This is a genomic window from Paenibacillus sp. J31R109 (assembly GCF_059692055.1).
In genome coordinates this window covers 260,017-278,500 of record NZ_JCAUAR010000001.1, presented here as the reverse complement: position 1 = coordinate 278,500, position 18,484 = coordinate 260,017, and the positions used below count along the sequence as shown (strand labels likewise).

At 45.4% G+C, this 18,484-nt stretch carries 22 protein-coding genes and 1 other annotated feature; of the genes, 1 reads left to right on the top strand and 21 read right to left on the bottom strand.

What is annotated here, in order from left to right; genetic code table 11:
- Positions 1 to 10: 10 nt before the first annotated feature.
- Positions 11 to 253: a binding site (T-box leader), on the bottom strand.
- 74 nt (positions 254 to 327) lie between these two features.
- The 17 genes from AC58QT_RS01135 to AC58QT_RS01055 form a co-directional block, all read right to left on the bottom strand.
- Positions 328 to 1,089, bottom strand: coding sequence for a class I SAM-dependent DNA methyltransferase (locus tag AC58QT_RS01135; RefSeq protein ID WP_497407377.1), 762 nt, complete (start codon positions 1,087 to 1,089; stop codon positions 328 to 330).
- Position 1,090: 1 nt separating this feature from the next.
- A complete protein-coding gene (locus AC58QT_RS01130) occupies positions 1,091 to 1,987 on the bottom strand; it encodes a CvfB family protein (protein ID WP_497407376.1) in 897 nt (298 codons plus the stop codon).
- A complete protein-coding gene (gene rsfS / locus AC58QT_RS01125) occupies positions 1,984 to 2,331 on the bottom strand; it encodes a ribosome silencing factor (protein ID WP_497287827.1) in 348 nt (115 codons plus the stop codon). The genes AC58QT_RS01130 and rsfS overlap by 4 nt, the downstream gene beginning before the upstream one ends.
- A gap of 19 nt (positions 2,332 to 2,350) precedes the next feature.
- On the bottom strand, positions 2,351 to 2,923 hold the full coding sequence (yqeK, locus tag AC58QT_RS01120; RefSeq protein WP_497407375.1) for a bis(5'-nucleosyl)-tetraphosphatase (symmetrical) YqeK: 573 nt from the start codon (positions 2,921 to 2,923) through the stop codon (positions 2,351 to 2,353).
- On the bottom strand, positions 2,913 to 3,500 hold the full coding sequence (gene nadD / locus AC58QT_RS01115; RefSeq protein ID WP_497287829.1) for a nicotinate-nucleotide adenylyltransferase: 588 nt from the start codon (positions 3,498 to 3,500) through the stop codon (positions 2,913 to 2,915). Before nadD ends, yqeK begins: the two co-directional genes overlap by 11 nt.
- A 12-nt stretch (positions 3,501 to 3,512) precedes the next feature.
- The gene (gene yhbY, locus AC58QT_RS01110) at positions 3,513 to 3,806 is read right to left on the bottom strand and encodes a ribosome assembly RNA-binding protein YhbY (protein ID WP_310499104.1); all 294 of its coding nucleotides are present in this window, start codon (positions 3,804 to 3,806) and stop codon (positions 3,513 to 3,515) included.
- A 20-nt stretch (positions 3,807 to 3,826) separates the two neighbouring features.
- The gene (locus AC58QT_RS01105) at positions 3,827 to 4,690 is read right to left on the bottom strand and encodes a shikimate dehydrogenase (RefSeq protein WP_310226820.1); all 864 of its coding nucleotides are present in this window, start codon (positions 4,688 to 4,690) and stop codon (positions 3,827 to 3,829) included.
- Positions 4,691 to 4,707: 17 nt separating this feature from the next.
- The gene (gene yqeH, locus AC58QT_RS01100; protein WP_497407374.1) at positions 4,708 to 5,823 is read right to left on the bottom strand and encodes a ribosome biogenesis GTPase YqeH; all 1,116 of its coding nucleotides are present in this window, start codon (positions 5,821 to 5,823) and stop codon (positions 4,708 to 4,710) included.
- Positions 5,824 to 5,831: 8 nt separating this feature from the next.
- Positions 5,832 to 6,326, bottom strand: coding sequence for a YqeG family HAD IIIA-type phosphatase (locus AC58QT_RS01095; RefSeq protein ID WP_310226816.1), 495 nt, complete (start codon positions 6,324 to 6,326; stop codon positions 5,832 to 5,834).
- Between the two features lie 148 nt (positions 6,327 to 6,474).
- On the bottom strand, positions 6,475 to 7,251 hold the full coding sequence (locus AC58QT_RS01090) for an alpha/beta hydrolase (protein WP_497407373.1): 777 nt from the start codon (positions 7,249 to 7,251) through the stop codon (positions 6,475 to 6,477).
- 60 nt (positions 7,252 to 7,311) lie between these two features.
- Positions 7,312 to 9,543 (bottom strand): transglutaminase TgpA family protein, encoded by a 2,232-nt coding sequence (locus AC58QT_RS01085; RefSeq protein WP_497407372.1) that lies wholly within the window; start codon positions 9,541 to 9,543, stop codon positions 7,312 to 7,314.
- Positions 9,536 to 10,822, bottom strand: a complete 1,287-nt coding sequence (locus AC58QT_RS01080; RefSeq protein ID WP_497407371.1) for a DUF58 domain-containing protein — start codon at positions 10,820 to 10,822, stop codon at positions 9,536 to 9,538. Before AC58QT_RS01080 ends, AC58QT_RS01085 begins: the two co-directional genes overlap by 8 nt.
- 4 nt (positions 10,823 to 10,826) lie before the next feature.
- A complete protein-coding gene (locus tag AC58QT_RS01075; RefSeq protein ID WP_310226807.1) occupies positions 10,827 to 11,786 on the bottom strand; it encodes an AAA family ATPase in 960 nt (319 codons plus the stop codon).
- Between the two features lie 652 nt (positions 11,787 to 12,438).
- Positions 12,439 to 12,789 (bottom strand): stage V sporulation protein AE, encoded by a 351-nt coding sequence (gene spoVAE, locus AC58QT_RS01070; protein ID WP_310226805.1) that lies wholly within the window; start codon positions 12,787 to 12,789, stop codon positions 12,439 to 12,441.
- Positions 12,786 to 13,805, bottom strand: coding sequence for a stage V sporulation protein AD (gene spoVAD / locus AC58QT_RS01065; protein ID WP_497407370.1), 1,020 nt, complete (start codon positions 13,803 to 13,805; stop codon positions 12,786 to 12,788). The genes spoVAE and spoVAD overlap by 4 nt, the downstream gene beginning before the upstream one ends.
- A gap of 4 nt (positions 13,806 to 13,809) precedes the next feature.
- Entirely contained in the window at positions 13,810 to 14,280 is a 471-nt protein-coding gene (spoVAC, locus tag AC58QT_RS01060) for a stage V sporulation protein AC (RefSeq protein ID WP_310226801.1), read from the bottom strand.
- Between the two features lie 24 nt (positions 14,281 to 14,304).
- A complete protein-coding gene (locus AC58QT_RS01055; protein WP_497407369.1) occupies positions 14,305 to 15,165 on the bottom strand; it encodes a DUF421 domain-containing protein in 861 nt (286 codons plus the stop codon).
- A 180-nt stretch (positions 15,166 to 15,345) separates the two neighbouring features.
- On the opposite strand from AC58QT_RS01055, the gene AC58QT_RS01050 reads away from it, so the two are divergent.
- Positions 15,346 to 15,552, top strand: coding sequence for a DUF1657 domain-containing protein (locus AC58QT_RS01050; RefSeq protein ID WP_310226800.1), 207 nt, complete (start codon positions 15,346 to 15,348; stop codon positions 15,550 to 15,552).
- 168 nt (positions 15,553 to 15,720) lie between these two features.
- On the opposite strand, the gene AC58QT_RS01045 is transcribed toward AC58QT_RS01050, so the two are convergent.
- From AC58QT_RS01045 to AC58QT_RS01030, 4 genes are all read right to left on the bottom strand, one after another.
- Positions 15,721 to 15,861 (bottom strand): N-acetylmuramoyl-L-alanine amidase, encoded by a 141-nt coding sequence (locus tag AC58QT_RS01045; protein ID WP_310226798.1) that lies wholly within the window; start codon positions 15,859 to 15,861, stop codon positions 15,721 to 15,723.
- A 26-nt stretch (positions 15,862 to 15,887) separates the two neighbouring features.
- A complete protein-coding gene (locus AC58QT_RS01040; protein ID WP_310226796.1) occupies positions 15,888 to 16,646 on the bottom strand; it encodes a C1 family peptidase in 759 nt (252 codons plus the stop codon).
- A gap of 121 nt (positions 16,647 to 16,767) precedes the next feature.
- Positions 16,768 to 17,496, bottom strand: a complete 729-nt coding sequence (locus tag AC58QT_RS01035) for a DUF6081 family protein (RefSeq protein WP_497407368.1) — start codon at positions 17,494 to 17,496, stop codon at positions 16,768 to 16,770.
- Positions 17,497 to 17,531: 35 nt separating this feature from the next.
- On the bottom strand, positions 17,532 to 18,398 hold the full coding sequence (locus AC58QT_RS01030; protein WP_497407367.1) for a prenyltransferase: 867 nt from the start codon (positions 18,396 to 18,398) through the stop codon (positions 17,532 to 17,534).
- Between the last annotated feature and the right edge of the window lie 86 nt (positions 18,399 to 18,484).

Here is an 18,484-nt window from a genome sequence, read left to right as displayed (position 1 = left end):
AGCGGATATCGCTAGGGACGAGAGGTATAATTCCCGTGGTACCACCCTAGTTAACACAAGGCGTTCTTCACCTGTGTTCACTCTGCCCCTTAACGCGGGTGAGACGATCCAGCTAGCGCACTGATCCAGGATCAGGCGGTTCACCTTCTAGCTCCGAGGCGAGTTCTCAAGACTAACATCTGCCGGCTCACACCCAAGCTCCGACTCTCTGAAAGATGCTGTACAAGGTACTATTCCTCATCTAAGCTTTCCATACAACTGATTAGCTTTGATTATATGTAAAATAATGCCGAACTGTCAAGCCGCGGGCGAATCCCGTCATCCGTATTATTTTTTTGCAATAAAGAAAGCTCGCTCCGTTGTCTCCGTTGGTTGTTCCCACGTAAAGTCTGCCGCTTGATGTACCTCACGAAAACCTACTTCGATCAGCATCTGTTCCAGCCATTGTAAGGGGTACGCTCTTTGTTCATGCGTTTCATCAATACGTCGGAAGTTGTCACTTGTACCACTGTCTCTGACGAAAATAGTTAAATCATGTTCAATCTGAACACGATCCTCATCTAACTCGCTTGTCCAAATGTAAGCAACATCGTCCTCATTCAGAAAAAAAGGCTGAGACTCCGCATACGCAAACAATTGCTGGGGAGTATGTACGTCGAAGAGAAACAAACCGCCTGGCTTAAGTCCCGCCCATGTCTGACGGAAAGCATCCACGATGTCCTCTTCCTCTAATAAATAATTAACACTATCACAAAATGAAATGGCTACATCGACTTCCTCGCCAAGCTCCCATTCCCGTATATCCTGCTGAATCCAGCGAATGCCACCCCCGCGAAGCTGACTAGGCTGTTCACTGTACTTCTGCTCGGCAACAGCTAACATATCCTCGGAAAGATCGATTCCCGTCACCAGCAATCCTTCAGCAGCTAACGGAATGGATATATTGCCTGTCCCGCAACCTAGATCAACAAGCGTTGTTGGTTTAACTTCAAAGCGTTCAAAGCTTTCCTTCACAAACCGCAGCCAGTCTTCATACGGCATACTGTTCATCAAGCGATCGTACGTATAGGCAAATTTCTCGTAACTCATCTCAGACTTGCGTCTCCTCTTGTTTCAGATAAGTCCAATCCTCTTCCTGATAGATAAGCCCATCTTTCATAAGCTTGCCTAGAGCACGTTTAAATGCCGCTTTACTCAGGCCGAATTTATCTTTAATAATATCTGCCTGCGTTTTATCTGAAAATGGCATGGCGTTCCCAGGACGTTCCCGGAGCACTTCTAGAATGCGTTCCGCATCCTCATCGCGTCCTTTTTCCTTAGGAAGTCTCATCGATAGGTTAACTCGTCCATCTTCTTCGCGAACAAAAGCAATCCTAACATCGACTTGCTCACCAACGCGAAGTAAGCGTGTCCGTTCTTGTGGAATGATGAGTCCGATTACACCATAGCCTAAGACACCTGCTTCACAAATGACGAAAGTACCCATCTGCAAAGGCCGATAGACGCGAGCTTTCACCCATTGGTTCGTCCAACTCGACGGTGCTCTTACGCATAGCGGAGCTAAGTCTTCTTCAAGCGCTAGCTTTGCAATTAATCGCCCTTGGCGATCGTGTGCAAGCGTTGCAAACACTTTGTCACCTACTTGGGGACGAAGTTCTTCAAGTTCCGGAACATGTCGATAGGGAAGAAGTAGATGACGCCCTAACCCCATTTCTAAGAAATAGCCAAATCGCGGGTGGATATCTACGACTTCCAAGAGTCCAACCTCACCCATGATAAGCAAAGGACGCTTCATGGTCGCCATGATTCGATCCTGGGTATCGTGGAACAAGAATACTTCCACTTTATCTCCCGGGCTGATTCGATTGCCTACGATTTCTGCGTACGGCAGAAGGAAATCTTGGTAGCCATCCGTGAGGAAAAAGCCGTTAGGCGGAACTTCCCTTGCTACCTCGAGGGTAACAAGGGATCCTGCTTCCATTCTCATACGCGCTCCACAACTTTAGCATCGGACCAAAGTCTTTCGATATTATAGTATTCGCGGTCATCACGATGGAAAACGTGGAGTACAACGTCTCCTAAATCAAGCAGTACCCATCTTGCTGTATCGATCCCTTCAAAGCCTCTGATATGAACACCATGCTCGTGTGCTTTTTTACGAGCCTCACCTGCGATAGCTTGGACTTGTGTTTCCGAATTCCCGTGACAAATCACGAAATAATCAGCAATTAAGGAAACACCTTTCAAGTTTAGACTAACGATATCTGCTGCTTTTTTGTCTTCCGCTGCCTCAACAACGAATGCTAATATTTCTTCTGGGTTTTTACTCATGCAATCATCCTCCATGTCATTAGGTGTGTGTTTGAATTTGTTCCAATAAATCGTTCCGAGTTAGAATTGTTAGTGGATAAATGCGTTTTCCTTTGGCTATCAAGAAGCTGATCGTGGAATCAAATCCAGCAATCAAGGCACGTTCGAGACTTGTCTTCGCCAGCTCACGAATCGAATCCACACCAGGGAAATCACGACCTGGCTCCATATAATCCGCCAAGCAAACAATTTTATCGAGCTGTGTCATCTGTTCGCGGCCCGAGGTATGATACCTAATCGCATCCAAAATCTCCTCGTCAGCGATGCCAAATTGCGTCTTCGCGATAAAAGCACCTGCATGCGAATGCCACAACTCTTTATCGAAAGCTAATAAATCTTGGGGTAAATCGTTCTCACGAATAATCTTAGCTTGCTCCCCGATCGGCCAATACTTGCAGTAGTCGTGCAAAATCGCTGCAATATCCGCTTTGACCGCATCACCGCCAAAACGTTCTGCCAACATGACACTCGTCTCCATCACACCAAGCGTGTGCTGCCAACGCCGCTCAGGCATCTGCTCTTTCACTGCTGCCATTAGGTCTTCACGTTTCATATAAGTGATTCACCTCCATGAATTGCCCAACCTTATCTGGCACAAGATACCTGACAGGATCCTGTTTCTGTCTCAACGCCCGAATAGCTGTCGACGAAATTTCAACGAGGGGCATCGGAACCAGCTTAACTCGGGGTCGAATATGCTCGGGCAGCTGTGACAAGTCCAGCTCATAACCAGGTCTGGCTAATCCAATAAAATGAATATGCCGCACGATGTCATCGATACGATGCCACTGCGGCAAATACTGAACCATATCCGCGCCAATAATATAAGTGAACGCGATGTCCGGATATTGCGATTTCAACAGCTCGATCGTATCGATACTATATGATACGCCGCCTTTGTTAATTTCGATATCGATAGGACGAAAAAAAGGATTGCCTTCTGCAGCAAGGCAAACCATCTCCCAACGCTGCTGGCTTGTTCCCTTCGGGGCATTCGGTTTATGCGGCGGGACGTTGGCTGGCATCAGCCACACCTCGTCCAAGCCCCCTTCCACCCTCGCACGTTCAGCTGCGATTAAATGACCGGTATGAATGGGATCGAACGTGCCTCCCATAATTCCGACAAGCATACGTCCACCTCATTAGCGCGGCAGTTCAATTTTCTTATTGTCACGTGATTCTTTGTAAAGCACGACAATCTTTCCAATTACTTGAACTAGCTCTGCACCGGATTTTTCAGATAATTCGGCTCCAACTTCTTGACGATCTTCACCACTGTTGTTGAGTACCGTAATTTTGATCAATTCACGAACTTCAATGGCTTCTTGGATGTGACGAATCAAATGGTCATTCACGCCACCTTTACCTACTTGAAAAATTGGATCTACATGGTGCGCTAAAGAACGCAAAAATCTTTTCTGTTTGCCTGATAACATGGATGTCCCTCTATTCATTCTTATTCAGTTAATGACTGTTCTACCACCTGTCTCATTGCCGCAACCGGCGCAGGGGTTCCCGTCCAATACTCGAAGGCGTATGCGCCTTGATAAATAAACATGCCTAACCCGCCATGAATGCGAGCGCCAATAGCTTCCGCTTCACGAAGAAATCTCGTGATACGCGGATTATAAATGAGATCACTTACTAGATGATGCGGTCGAAGCAGATGAAGCGGTAAAGGGAGATCATCTACATGAGGATGCATACCAGCTGACGTCGTATTCAACACGAATTCAACTTGGTCCACAACGTTCTCAAGCTCATCCAACCCTAATCCCACGGTTTCCGTAAATGCACCAATCGTAGCTGCTAGTTCGACAGCTCGCTCTTTGGTCCGATTCGCAATATATATACAGCTCGCGCCTTCCTTAGCCAAAGCATAGGCAACACCTCTCGCCGCCCCGCCTGCACCAAGTAGAAGAACACGTTTACCTGTGAGCTCAATGCCTGTTTCTTCCTTCAAGGATCTCACATAGCCAATCCCATCCGTATTAAAACCTTTGAGTTTACCATTCTCATTCACAATGGTATTAACAGCACCAACGATCATAGCGCCCTCATCGATCTCATCGAGGTAATTCATCACATCCACTTTATGCGGAATAGTTACATTCACACCGCGATAGCCTAGAGCTCTAATTCCCCGAACTGCGTCGCCAAGACCCTCTGGCTTTACGTGAAAAGCTGCATAAACGCCATTGATTCCCGCTTCCTGAAAAGCGCGATTCAACATGATCGGAGAACGGGAATGCCGAATCGGATCCCCGAATACCCCATATAATACCGTATGACTATCGATCCCCGTCACAAGTTTCTCCATGATCTCCCCTATGCCCCCTAAATCAACGACTCCCGCGTAATGACTTTAATCCCCTTCGGTGCATGAACCGCAAGCGTCGCACCTGCTAAGCTATTCACTTTAATCCAGCCTAAACCAGAGATCAACACATCCATTTGTTTCCCCTTCGGAATGTGCAGCGGATGCTTAACCAACTTCGGAAGCTCTTCAAGATCAGCCTGCGCCGGAGGCGTCAGCATGACACCTTTATGTTCTTCATACAAGCTATCTGCCCGCTCCAGCTTCGTACGATGAATCTGAATCGCATTCGACGTGTAACAAGTGAAAGATTGATGTTCACCTTGAATAAAATCAAACCGAACTAACGCACCAAAAAATAAGGTCTGCGCCTCATTTAGTTGAAATACCATCGGTTTAAGAGGTTTATCTGGCATTAGCGGCGTTAAATCACGCTTCTTCACAACCTCAGTCAATCGATGCTTGTACACAATTCCAGGTGTATCGATAATGAACTTGCCATCATCAAGTGGAATTTTGACCAAATCAAGCGTAGTTCCTGGATATTGCGACGTCGTCAATTCAGCTTCCAGATCACTATAATCACTGATCAAGCGGTTGATTAATGTCGATTTCCCTACGTTCGTAGCCCCAACCACGTATACGTCCATATTACCGCGGTATTCTTGCACAGCTGAGATAACGCGGTCGAAACCCATGTTTTTCTTCGCGCTGCAAAGCACGATATCAACAACCTTCAGGTTTTCTTCCTTTACTCTGCGCTGTACCCAGTTGATGATCTTGTTCGCATTCGTCACTTTAGGTAATAAATCGATCTTGTTAACTACGAGCAAAACCGGGTTATTCCCAATAAATCGAGCAAGCGAGCTAATCATGCTGCCTTCAAAATCAAAAATATCCACGATTTTCACGACAAGCGCCTTCGTTTGGCCAACATGTCCTAATAATTTCAGGAAGTCGTCCTGCTCCAGCGTAATGCTTGAAGATTCATTGTAATGCTTAATTCGATAGCAACGCTGGCAAATCAAAGGCTCCTTCTCCAAGGCAGCCTCTGGAATATAGCCCAGTTTCGTTTTGTCTTCTGTTTGCAGCCCAATGCCGCAACCCGCACAATGTTGTAATGTTTCTGTACTCATGAAACCTCCTAATTCTTCATCCTTGCTAGAGCCCATTTCTCAATCTGGCGGTTCACTTTCGTGAAGAAGCCTTCATCTTTTCTTGAGATAGGTTGAACGAGGATCGTATATAGCCCCATTCGATTACCGCCAAGCACGTCTGTCAGCATTTGATCCCCGATAACAGTCGTCTGCCGCGCATTCGTCCCAAGCAGCTTCATCGCCTTATGGAAGGAAGCATTCGTCGGCTTTTTGGCACGGTGAATAAACGGAATGTCCAATGGCTTTGCAAAGGTCGACACCCGGTTATGATGATTATTCGACACAATGACCACTTTGAAGCCAATCTGCTGCAAATGATTCAGCCATTCTATTAACTCTGGCGTCGCATGTGGATCACGTGCACCAACAAGTGTATTATCAAGATCCGTTATAATTCCGCGAATCCCGAAATCCCACAGGTGATTCGCATCAATATCGTAAATCGTATGAACAGACTGTCTGGGTACAAGCTTTTTCAGCAAACAAATTCCCTCCAACTGCTTCCTTGACATATACGTGAAACTATACCATAGTGCCTCGTTTGTTGCAAAAAGAAAAGAACATATTTTCCCTCCGCTCGATCATCCTCGAAAGACTTCACTCGAAAGACTTCATTAGAAGTTTTTCTCACTAGGACCTTGTTGGCAACGGCAACCAGTCTAAAACGCTTTGAATTTTGCGATCCCAGTAGCCCCAGTCATGCGTAGCAGACTCTTCTTCATAGGTGATTTGTAAGCCCTGAGCACGGCAATAATCTCTAAAACGAATATTATCCGCATACAGAAAGTCTTCTGTACCACAACATTGATAGAGTTGCGGTCTATCCTGTTTACTTGCAACGAGTTGGTCTGCTAGATAAAACAAATCATTGGGACTATTTTTAATTGTAGACAGCTCGCCAAAAATGAGTTGAGAATCGGCTGGAAATGCAGCCGCTCTCTCTACGATATCAACTGCACCCGACAAGCTTGCCGCAGCTGCATATCGATTCGGATGCGAGAGAGCTAGCTTCATAGCACCGTAACCGCCCATAGATAGACCTGCCACGAAGTTCAACTCTCGTTCTTCGGCTAGTGGAAAGAATGATCTTGCAAGTACGGGTAATTCCTCACTAATAAATTCCCAATACTTTGGTCCTGACACCATGTCCGCATAAAAACTGCGATTCACAGCCGGCATAATGACGGCAATTCCGAGCTGTGATGCATAACGCTCAATGGAGGTTCTCCGCATCCAAATCGTATGGTCATCAGACAAGCCGTGCAGCAAAAGCAGTGTCGGATGCTTCCCACCGTAAGCACGTGACGTCAATCCGATTTGACTTTTGGCGACTTGAGGTAATATAACATGCATGGAAGCTGCAACACCAAGGGATTCTGAATGAAAATGACAATCGATAAACGCCATTTGAATAAAGCTCCTCTCATAGGAAGCCACCCTCCATGGATGGAGAGTGGCGTCATTTAACTATTTCATTTGTTCTTTTACACGTAAAATTAATTGATTCGCTTGTTGATACTCACCTTCCGTTACAGCTAATTGGCTGTATTTCGCACGTTCAAATAGTTCAATCAAGGCATCAAGCTCTTTCTTTAACCATTTACTCTGCGATGACCACCTGGTGGTTGCTTCACGCACTGTTTCATACTCATATCGCGTATAGCCTTTGCGACGTGAAGAACGAAGCATTTTTTCAAACTCAACAACAATTTTCTGATTGAAGTTGACGACTTGCAGTTGTTTCCTACGCGCGCGCCAGTTATGCCATGCTTCACTTCGAAGTAAGAAAAATACTGCAACAGCTAGAAGTCCTACAACCACTACACTGCTTAGTGTTATCCAAAGCCATGTGAAGCTAGGTGTTGTCGTCGTTTCTTCTGGCGTTGTCGTCGTTTCTGTGTCCGTTGTTACATCTTCAGGTACTGGTGTCGCTTCTGGAAATACATTCGGCAATGCAAAGCCAGAGGTCGGCTCGAACGATATCCAACCAAATCCTTCAAAGTAAACTTCGACCCAGGAGTGCGCATCCGAGTTGCGAATCGTATAGGTGCCCGCACCATCTGTATCAATCGTTGTACCTAGTAGACTCAAGATTCCCTGCTCACGAATCTCATCTGTTATGGATGAAGCTCCGGAGGAATAACCTTTCACCCACCGTGTAGGCAAACCAATTGATCGAGTGAGTACGGCCATAGCCGTGGAGTAATAATCACAGTACCCTTGCTTCACTTCGAAAAGGAAACGATCCACAAAGTCCTTGCTTTTCCCCTTCGTTTCGTCCGGTGTATTCGTATAAGGGAAATTCTCCGACAAATACTTCTCAATCGATTTTGCTTTATCGTAAGGATTCGTTGCATTTTTTGTAATATCAAGTGCTAGCTGCTTCACTCGCTCAGGCAAATCAGCAGGAACTTGCAAATACTCTGCCCAATCTGGCTTGTTAACGAAGTCTTGCTCTGTTTTGCGTAAAAGATCCTCCTCTAGAATCGGCTCTTGGGTAACAATTGAATAATCTTTGGGATAATTGGTTCGTCCCGTGAAACGAAGCTCTGATTGACGAGGAGACCAGATAATGCGCTGGAATTGGTTCTCACCTTGGTTAATTCCTACAATTTTCTGAATGGCATAGCCACCGAATAAGACAGGAAATACCTCTTCTCGATCCATCACAACGCTTTGCGTCACTTCGGTTGTTTTCAATTGCGATACGTTAAAGCGTGCATCTAGGGGTAACGGATTTAAATTTACCCGAAACATAGGCAATCTCTTCTCGGTTGGTCCAAGCTCCCAACCTTTCCCGTTGTACATCGAGCGCGTTTCACCACGGAAATAAGTTCGTTTGCTGGATTCAACGGTCATCACAGGTGTGTAATCAAACCGAAAGCCGCCGCCGAGTCGGCTATCATCTCGGCTATAACCTGATGAAGCATCCGCCGTTGAGGACGCAATACTAACCCCTTTGCCAAGCAATGGCACTGGTTCACCGCGACTCACTTTCCAGGCTGTATAAGGATCCGTTAGTATTGGATTTACCGTTGGAGCAAATATGCCTGCTAAAGCAATAATGACAATTAAAATAAAGATAGGAACAGCGAATGAGGACGGGTAATCCGAAATGGTTTCCCACACATCTGGCGCTTTCTTCTTTAACTGTGAGAAATGTCTCACGATAAGAAGCAAGAAGCCACAAACCAAAATCATGGCCACTTGAGGCCATAGGAAAATCATACTAAACGAATCACGAACAGCAAAAAACAAAATACTTACAAAAATAAGGACGACAATCCGAAATCTCGATTTCACAGACCACATTGCGAATAAATAAATGATCCAAGCACTTAAACTAAACCAAATATACGGTTCAAGCTGACCCGCGTTGAGCCCAATCCAGCGCAGTGCTTCTTTCCAGCTCGTAATTTGTACAGATACCCAATGATAGCCCATGCTCAATCCATGGAACCAGACCATGAGAACAAATTGAAGAAATGCGCGCCAACCATCCTTCATTTTGGGAATAAAGTAGGTTGCCGTAGTAAGGACTAGCGTCCATGTTACGAAAGAAACCGTCTCTGGAAGCCACAAGCCATCTTCTTTCATAATCCAAATCAGAAATTGATAAAGGAAGACACCGACGAAGATCGCCGAGACGCGCATCGCCCAATCCTTGAGAAGAATTCTGCTCCACCATGTGTTAGGCATACCGTTTCGCCCCTCCCAGTAGGTTAGGCAAGTCTGTTAATTGACTTACCTCATACCCCATATAGCCCTGTGAGCGAATGGCTTTAATGTAATCTTCATGCGTTGCAAGGTGTTCTACGCCCGGAGTTCCAAAGCCATGGTTATCCTGCGCATGAATCCAAATATGACAAGGTTTCATTTGGAGAAGTGCCATTTGCTGAAACATCTGCAGCATCGCACTGCCTTTTTGCGGAGAAATAAGCACGATTAAACTGCCTGCTGGCCACTCCTGCGAGCGTTCTTTTAGAATCTGACCCAAAGATTGATAACCATCCGCATCAACACCAACGAGATGTTTAACAATCTCTTTGTAGTGATGCTGACTGTGCTTCGGTTCAAAATAAGTAAATTCTTTGCCAATCGACAGTAGTCCCAGCGACATTTCACGTCCGGTTCCGTATCGGAATAAGGAAGCAGCAACCGACACAGCCAATTCAAATTCGGCGTTATCCCGGTAAGCACGTGCAGTCCGATCTAGTAAAATAATCGTTTTCGGCAATGATTCCCGCTCGAACTCCTTCGACTTCCAAGTTCCTGTCTTGGCCGTCGCATTCCAATGAATGCGTGAAAGACGATCGCCATAAATGTATTCACGAACACCATTGATTTGCGTCGTTTCCCGATGCGCGCTAGTCGCCGTGGAGTGATGCTGCATACCTTTGAGCATCTGATGAAATTGCGCCCATTCACGAATGGCAACCGTTTGTGGATAAACAGTAATTGGCTGTTGCAAGTCTAAGCGGCCTTTGTGTTGAAAAAAACCAAATATATCTTCGGTTAAACACTCTGTCTCTCCGAAACGGTAGTAGCCTCTCCGCAGTGGCGGAGTACTATAAGTGAATTCACCTCGACGTTTCCAATCGGGAACGATCGACCCTTCAAATATGGCTTCGTCGCCATTCTGACGGATGAGCTGATCTTTAATCATCACATAAGGAACGGGCCAGTAGCCTGGCAATTGCAGTCCAATCTGAATCTGTAAGGATTGTCCTGCCTCAAGTTTGGCCTCTAGACCTGTGTTCGTGAGCTTTCGAGTTCCTTGAACTCGCTTAATCCCGCTCCAATTCCCCGAGAGTAAATACACCGTCAAAAACGACATCGTAATGAATAACATGGAGGCTAGCTTTCCACCTTGATACAACATGAATAACAAGCTAGCCGCCAAGCAAGTTACAAGTAGCCAAAAAGCTGCCGGAAGCCGGGGAAATTCCCCGAATCGTTTGAATACCGGTCGTTTCATAGGCTCACTTCTCCAATCTGACCGGGACCCGTACTTGCTCAAAAATCGTAGCAAGCACAGAGGCAATGGTAATACCATCCATGCGTGCTTCCATTTGAAGGATCATACGGTGACCGAGTACAAACGGAGCTAAATATTTAATATCATCCGGGATGACATAATCACGACCATGTATGAAGGCATAAGCTTTGGAAGCTAACACAAGTGAAAGTGTAGCCCTCGGACTCGCACCAAGGAAGACAGCGTGATGCTCACGTGTTTTTCTCGAAATCGTAACTAAGTAATCAGCTACAGCTTCATCCAAATGTACCAGACGAACCTGCTCTTGCATGTCAAGGACTTGCTTGGTATCCACTATGGCATGCAGTGCCTCCATCGGGTGTACCTTGCTTTGGGAAGCAATCATCATTTTCTCTGCTGCTTCACTCGGGTAACCTAAGCTTAATTTAATCATAAAACGATCTAATTGCGCCTCTGGCAATGTGTAAGTGCCTTCGAAGTCGATTGGATTCTGAGTCGCAAGCATCAGGAACGGAGACGGAAGTTCATGTAAATCACCATCTACCGTAATATGCTGCTCTTCCATCGCTTCCAGCAGGGCTGATTGCGTCTTGGTCGTGGCACGGTTGATCTCATCCACAAGCAAAATATTGGTCATGATCGGCCCCGAACGGAAAAGGAATTTCTCTTCTTTGGGGTGATATATAGATACGCCAGTTATATCTGTTGGCAATAAGTCCGGGTTACATTGAATACGGCGGAATTGCCCGCTTATGGATTTCGCCAATGCTTTAATCAGCACTGTTTTACCTGTTCCTGGGACATCTTCAAGCAGAACATGACCACCTGCCAACATCGCAGTAAGCAACAATTCAATTTCAGCGCTTTTGCCAAGAATACATGATTCTAAATTTGCTTTCAGATTAGCTAGTACTTCTACATGATGCTGGGTGGCAGTTTCCATGTGTTGATCCTCCTTAGAGTTTTGCTTGTCAAGTTAACTTCGTTTGCAAACTAGCTAATTACAGGGGTATTCCTCGAAAAATTGTATGCGTAAACATGGCTATTTTGTACGAACCTGCCTCATCTTCTGTATGGCTCAGAAAATAAACAAAATGTACGTAAATCTAGTGTACAGGAAAGTTTTTCTTCCGTATACTTGTAAATCCTCTAAACTTATTTGTTAAAATTACCCACGTATTTTAGGGCAAGATGATTTGGAGCTGAAGATAGTCACAAAATGAATTTATGGATGCGAGGTAGAGAGATTTTGGGGGTTGATTGGGCTGATTGGCAGGTGATTTGGGGAGTTGAGATTGACCTGCTACGTCCTCGAAAGTCAGAACTAAAAAAAAGATGCGAAATACGCATCTTTTCCCACTAGAGAAGTCGTGACCTACTAGGAAAGATGCGAATATGCATCTTTTTCCATCACATTTAATCTTTTTATGGAATATCGGTAAAAAAGGATGTATTTTCGCAGCAATTCTTCAATAATTGGTCTATTCTGCTTAAAAAGATGTATTTTTGCAGTTCTCATCTCATATCGAGATGCTTACTAGAAACTAAATAGGGGGTACGTATCGCTTCCCGATAAGCCCCCTTCGATTCAAACCTCACCCTTTGGGCTTCACAAACAACGCCGCTAAAAAAGCGAAAATGATCGCAGCCGATATCCCAGCGCTGGTCACCTTAAAAATCCCTGTAATGATGCCTATATAACCTTCCTTATGAAGCTCCTCTAACGCCCCATGCACAAGGGCATTCCCGAAGCTCGTAATCGGCACCGTAGCGCCTGCGCCGGCAAAGGCAATCAGCGGTTCATATAAGTTACAGCCATCTGCAATGGCACCAAGGACGACTAATGTGCTCATGGTATGCGCTGGCGTTAATTTGCCAACGTCCATCATGAGTTGACCGAGCACACAGATGGCGCCCCCAACGACAAATGCCCAAAAAAAACTCATACGTATAAACCTCCAGACTCTATGGAAACAGCATGTGCAATGCACGGAATGCTCTCACCTTGTTGGAATGAAAGCGGTGAAAGTAAGGCTCCTGTCGCGACAACGAGGATTCTTTTCAGTTCCCCCTTCGCCATCCGCTTCAACAAGTGACCATACGTAACTGTAGCAGAGCAACCGCAGCCGCTGCCTCCCGCCTGAACGGTTTGCGTTTCCCGATCGAAGATCATTAACCCGCAATCATCATACGTTGTTTGCTCGATTGGAAACTGATGCTTGCGGAAGAGCTCGCGTGCTATGTTAATCCCTACCGAGGCTAGATCTCCCGTAACGATAAGATCGTAATAGGAAGGGTCGCGATTCAACTCGCGACAATGGGTTTGGATCGTATCCACAGCGGCTGGCGCCATCGCTGCGCCCATATTGAACGGATCCGTGATTCCCATATCCACGATCCTTCCGATCGTGGCAGCGGTGACGACAGGGCCGTCTCCGCTCTTCCCAAGCACGGCGACCCCTGCGCCGGTGACCGTGTACTGCGCCGTCGGCGGCTTCTGCGAACCGTATTCCGTTGGATAACGGAATTGTTTCTCCGCCGTGCAGTTATGGCTGCAGGTGCCTGCCATCACATAGTTGGCGGCGCCTGAATCCACCAGCTGCGCCGCTAGCGCCAGCCCTTCCATGGAAGTGGAGCAAGCGCCGAATATCCCTAGATAGGGGATATTCAACGTCCGCGCAGCAAAAGTGTTGGAGATAATTTGATTCATCAAATCGCCTCCAACATAGAATTGAATCTGGCCGTCGGTTAAGCCGGCTTTGGCCAGGGCGCGATGCGCGGCCTCTTCCAGCAACGCTTTTTCTGCTTTTTCCCATGTTTTTTGACCAAGTGTCAAATCACCATGCACAACATCGAAATCCTCATTGAGCGGACCTTTTCCTTCATCCGGACCTACAACCGTACCTGTTGAAAGTATCACGGGTCGATTTTCAAAAACCCAACTTTGGTGCCCCTTCAACATATCGTCAGCCCCCCGTGAAGATCAGATGTGCAATTCCTACAAAGAAGGCCGCAACAGTTCCAAACACGATAACGGAACCCGCTAATTTGAACATGTTACCACCGACACCCAGCACTAAACCTTCAGCCCGATGCTCAATCGCAGCGGAACAAAGTGAGTTCGCAAAACCTGTAACAGGGACAGAACTCCCCCCACCAGCCCACTGGGCTATTTTGTCGTAAATACCGAAGCTCGTTAGGATAACCGAGATAATAATCATGACGGCAACCGTCGGATTGCCCGCTGTTTTCTCCGTAAAGCCAAAATAATTAATGAACATATGCATAAAACATTCACCAATTAGACAGATTGTCCCGCCAACTAGAAAGGCTCTGCCGCAGTTTTTAAGAACAGGTCGTTTTGGCTCTTGCTGCTTGGCTAATTGTTGATACTCCTGCTGTGTCATGGTTAAGTTTTTCTTCTTGTTGTTAGGCATGACTTCCTCCTATTCTCTCAAAACCTACGCTCTGAGAATCGTATGTACCTGCTGTATAACTTGGGTTAACTGAATAGAACAAGCTTCATACATGTGTTTGGCTTCCTTATTGTCCGTCGTTAAGGAGTAGAGCTCTAAATCTGCTTCACATTTTTTTAAGCATGCCAGCAAAGCAGGTCGTTCCGTTGGTGCAGGAACTTGTATTTTGTCATCAAAAAGATCAACCGTTAATTCCCCATCTGTGTTGACCTGTCCAAGAAAAACATTTTCCTTCGCAATCCCCAGCTTATCCAGCTCGGTATGCAACCATCCTCTACTCTTACCTGCCGCGGCCAAAGGCTCATCTTGAATGACACCATCCATCATGACAGCTTGTGTCGGCTTTTCAATAGCCAGCTTCATACCTAAATGTTTAGGTGTTAGAGGTTGACTCTCGCTCTTCAAGAGGATACTTAAATCGCCGCTGGACTCCAGCATCGCGAATTCGACATCCGCAACTCGAAATACTCCTTTGGTGCGTAATTGCTCAAGCAACTCATCACCTGTATAACGTTCTTTTCTCAAATTACCTTCTAAAACTTTACCGTCCTTGATAAGGACTCGGCCATTTCCCTCGAACCAGCCACGCAAGGTTTTGCTCTTCAACGTCAATAATTCTAATACTAAGGGCACGAGCACCCATACTAATATCGCAATTACACCATGAAAATAATTAGCCTCAACATCTGTGGATATAGTCCCCGCCAGATCCCCCAGCGTTATTCCGATGACATATTCAAAAAAAGTGAGCTGAGAAATTTGCTTTTTACCAAGAATACGCGTCAATACAAACAAAAACATCAAGGTACCTAATGCTCTAATAGCAATAAGTATCCACTCAGGCACATCATTCCTCCCCCTTCTCCAGCTTTCAATACCTACATTATGTGCCAATCACGCACTAACTATTATTGCTCTAAATTGGATTTATTTGTTAACATGAGCGGATTACTCACCGGGTATATTAACAATCGCACATGGAGTTCTTACGTTACCCATGATTACAATTGAGGAGTGTTTACGACAATGACAGTTGCAGCACAAGTTAAAACCACCTTAGCATCCTTAAAGAGTGCCCAAGCCAGTCTTGAAACCTTCGCCCTTAGCACACAAAATCAAGAAGCCAAGCAATTATATGAGACAGCTGCGCAATCAACCCAGCAAATCGTGGATCAGGTCTCCTCTCGAGTTCAACAATTAGAGAATGAAGAGCCGCAATACAAAGGATTCTGAACAACAAAGAGCCGCTGCGATGAACCGCAGCGGCTTCTCGTTTTCCTTTTCAAAAGAACAAACTTAGAAACAAGATTAGCAATACAAACAAAATGAGAATGAGCATAATAAATTGTTCCTTTGGCATGAATGCCGCCCCTCGTTTCGTTGAAATTCCTTCTCGTGTCCTCATTCTAACGGCTGACCTGATGCCTTCCTCACTTCGTTCGCTAAGCGATTAAATTCTTTCCTTGCTTCTGCATCTGTGGTTGCGAAATAGGCGGCTGATAAGAAGGCAATAATCTTATTCGCATCTTCTACACTTATCATCGCTTTAGGCCTCCTTTATTTTCCATTTATTTGCCAGTCCAGTAATCAAAAGTTAACTTTTTATTTTTGAAAAAAGAGTACGGCAGGTAGCAATATCCTCCGTCCCCCCATGCGGTTCCCCATGAATTTCGAGCAATAATGACACCCTGTCCTGCTTTCTTATCATCCTTGTAGCCCACTGCTAGCAAGGCATGACCACCTAAAAGTTGTTCCTTTTTTCGATCGGGGTAAGGAATCTTACCCGTCAGGGACGCCTTTTTACTCTCAAAAGATGCATACAGCCATATCCCAAAAACAACAGGAGAACCGTCAGCTAAAGCTGCCTTCAAGCTAGCTAGATCATGGAGACGATGATAGCCGTCAATTCGATAATACCTAGCCAGGGATTCCGCTTCATGATTAGGCGTATTGCGAAAATTCGCAATTTTGTAGGGCCACGCGGCCTCTGGACACACGCCAGTTTTATGCAGGACTTTAAACCCATCACGGATCGTAGCCCCTGCATCTTGATTAATCGTATTTTCTAACTCGCGTTCATGCCAATAGTGAAAAAGCCGAGATAACCGCGTCGAATTATCTTCTTCGTTTCGCAGCCAAAACTCACGAAGTCCACTTACGATTGCATTAGATGTACACGAACCAAGTGAACCTTGGTTGACTATAGGAGAGAGTTTGCTGCGTAAATCGATTTGGCGCGGTAATTGAGATTCCCGGATATAATTGACACTCCTGTATGTGAAATCACGGAAATCTCGCGGATCTCTTTTGACTGTATATTTCCGCATGTGTACCTCCCTAAGAAAACCGAATCGATGAGTAATCCAGTGTATTCACCCATAGGCAGGAGCGTGCAAAAAAAGAGCTCGACTTCTGAATGAAGTCCGAGCTCTTACGGTCATGTATTTTTTACTCTGTTATTGTAACTGTGACTGGGGACCACTCGCCTATTATCGTTTGTCCGTGTAGCGAGACACTTCCTTGTGGCGTCAAATCTTTCTCGGTCATCATACCAAGTGCGACTGTAAAACGATTGAATTTGATGGGTACGTTTTTCTCACGACGCACTTCTTCACCATTTACATAAAAAATGACTTCATCGTTACCGCGGTGGTACGTAATTTTGTACGTATTGAATTCCCGGGCTTGGAAATTCGTCTCTTCTTTGAAGATACAGAAGAAGCGCGTTTTATCTGTTTCAGGCACTTGCACACCAGGGAATGGAAGTACCGCATACACACTTGCATATTTATCATTACCTGCGAAGAAATCCAGCGCTGCACCTGTCGTGAAATCAAGCAAATTCAATGAAACAAAACCATCATAGAGGTCGTTAGGTTCTGTGTTTTGGGTGCGCGCACGAATTTGCAGCTCAAACGAAATCTCGCCATCTTCAGGAACTACCACGTCTTGAGCCGAATAGTACATATGCTTGGCATTATCTAAAAATTGTACATAATCATTCTTACGACTAAGCGGCGCTCGCGCATAGAGAATACCATTTCGAACGATAATCGTCGCATTCGGTTCTCTAAATTCCCAGAAAGAACCGTCTGGCATCGGGAAACCGCCTATTTTCCAAACTTCGCCTTCGGACAAAATCGTGTGAAAATCACCAATCGTAAATTGTTTGCTCATCATTATGACCTCGCTTTGTTGTGAAGTTTCGTTCGTTATTGCAAGATAGCTTGTACGAGTAAGGCTAACATCATGATCATTCCGCCTCTGATCGTCGCCTTTAACGAAGCACCCATGAGTGGCAAATAGGCAGGAGAAGGATTCTCTGACTTCAAATTCTTATAGACACGATAGAAAGGAATGGCTGTTAGTAAGGCAAGTAGGGCATAGTATGGGAAGACGCCACTAATGACACAAGCAATTAAGGAAACGTAAGATAATACAAATAAGCATTTGGAGAATACCAAGGCACGCTTCTCGCCCCATACAACAACTAATGTACGCTTACCCGCGCTTTGATCGGCTTGCCAATGAAGAAAATGATGGTTAAATAAAATTAAAGTCGTCAATAAACCGATGGGTAATGACAGTAGAATCGGTCGATAATCAACTTGCATTGTTTGAACATAGTAGCTGCCCAACGTAGGCAACACACCGAAGGAAAGCAATATAGCAATCTCGCTGTACCCTTTGCCGCGGTATCCAAATTTAATAGGCGGAGCCACATAGAAATACGCAATCAAGGCACCTAAGCCTCCGAATACAAGGACAAGCCAACCACTGCTTATACTTAGGATAAGTCCACAGATAAGGGCAACGGCAAATAAAGACCATGTGATTATACTAAATGTCCGTTCTGCTATGATACCATTTGCTAGGAAACCCGAATTCGTTGAAATGGTAGAAGCCGTTTCTTTGGCTGCCGTATCGATACCATTTCGGAAATCCCATAAGTCATTAATCATATTTGAGAATAAATGTGCTGCAATGGACCCAATGAAGGTTAGCACAAATAGCAACGGATGAAAGGTATCGTTCCACACAATTGCGCCCAATCCACCTAATAGGACTGGAATGATCATAACGGGAATAACCCTAAATCGCGAGGCTTTCATCAATAGAGTTAAGTTTAGGTTATTCATACTCACGTTCCTTTCAAAAAACACTC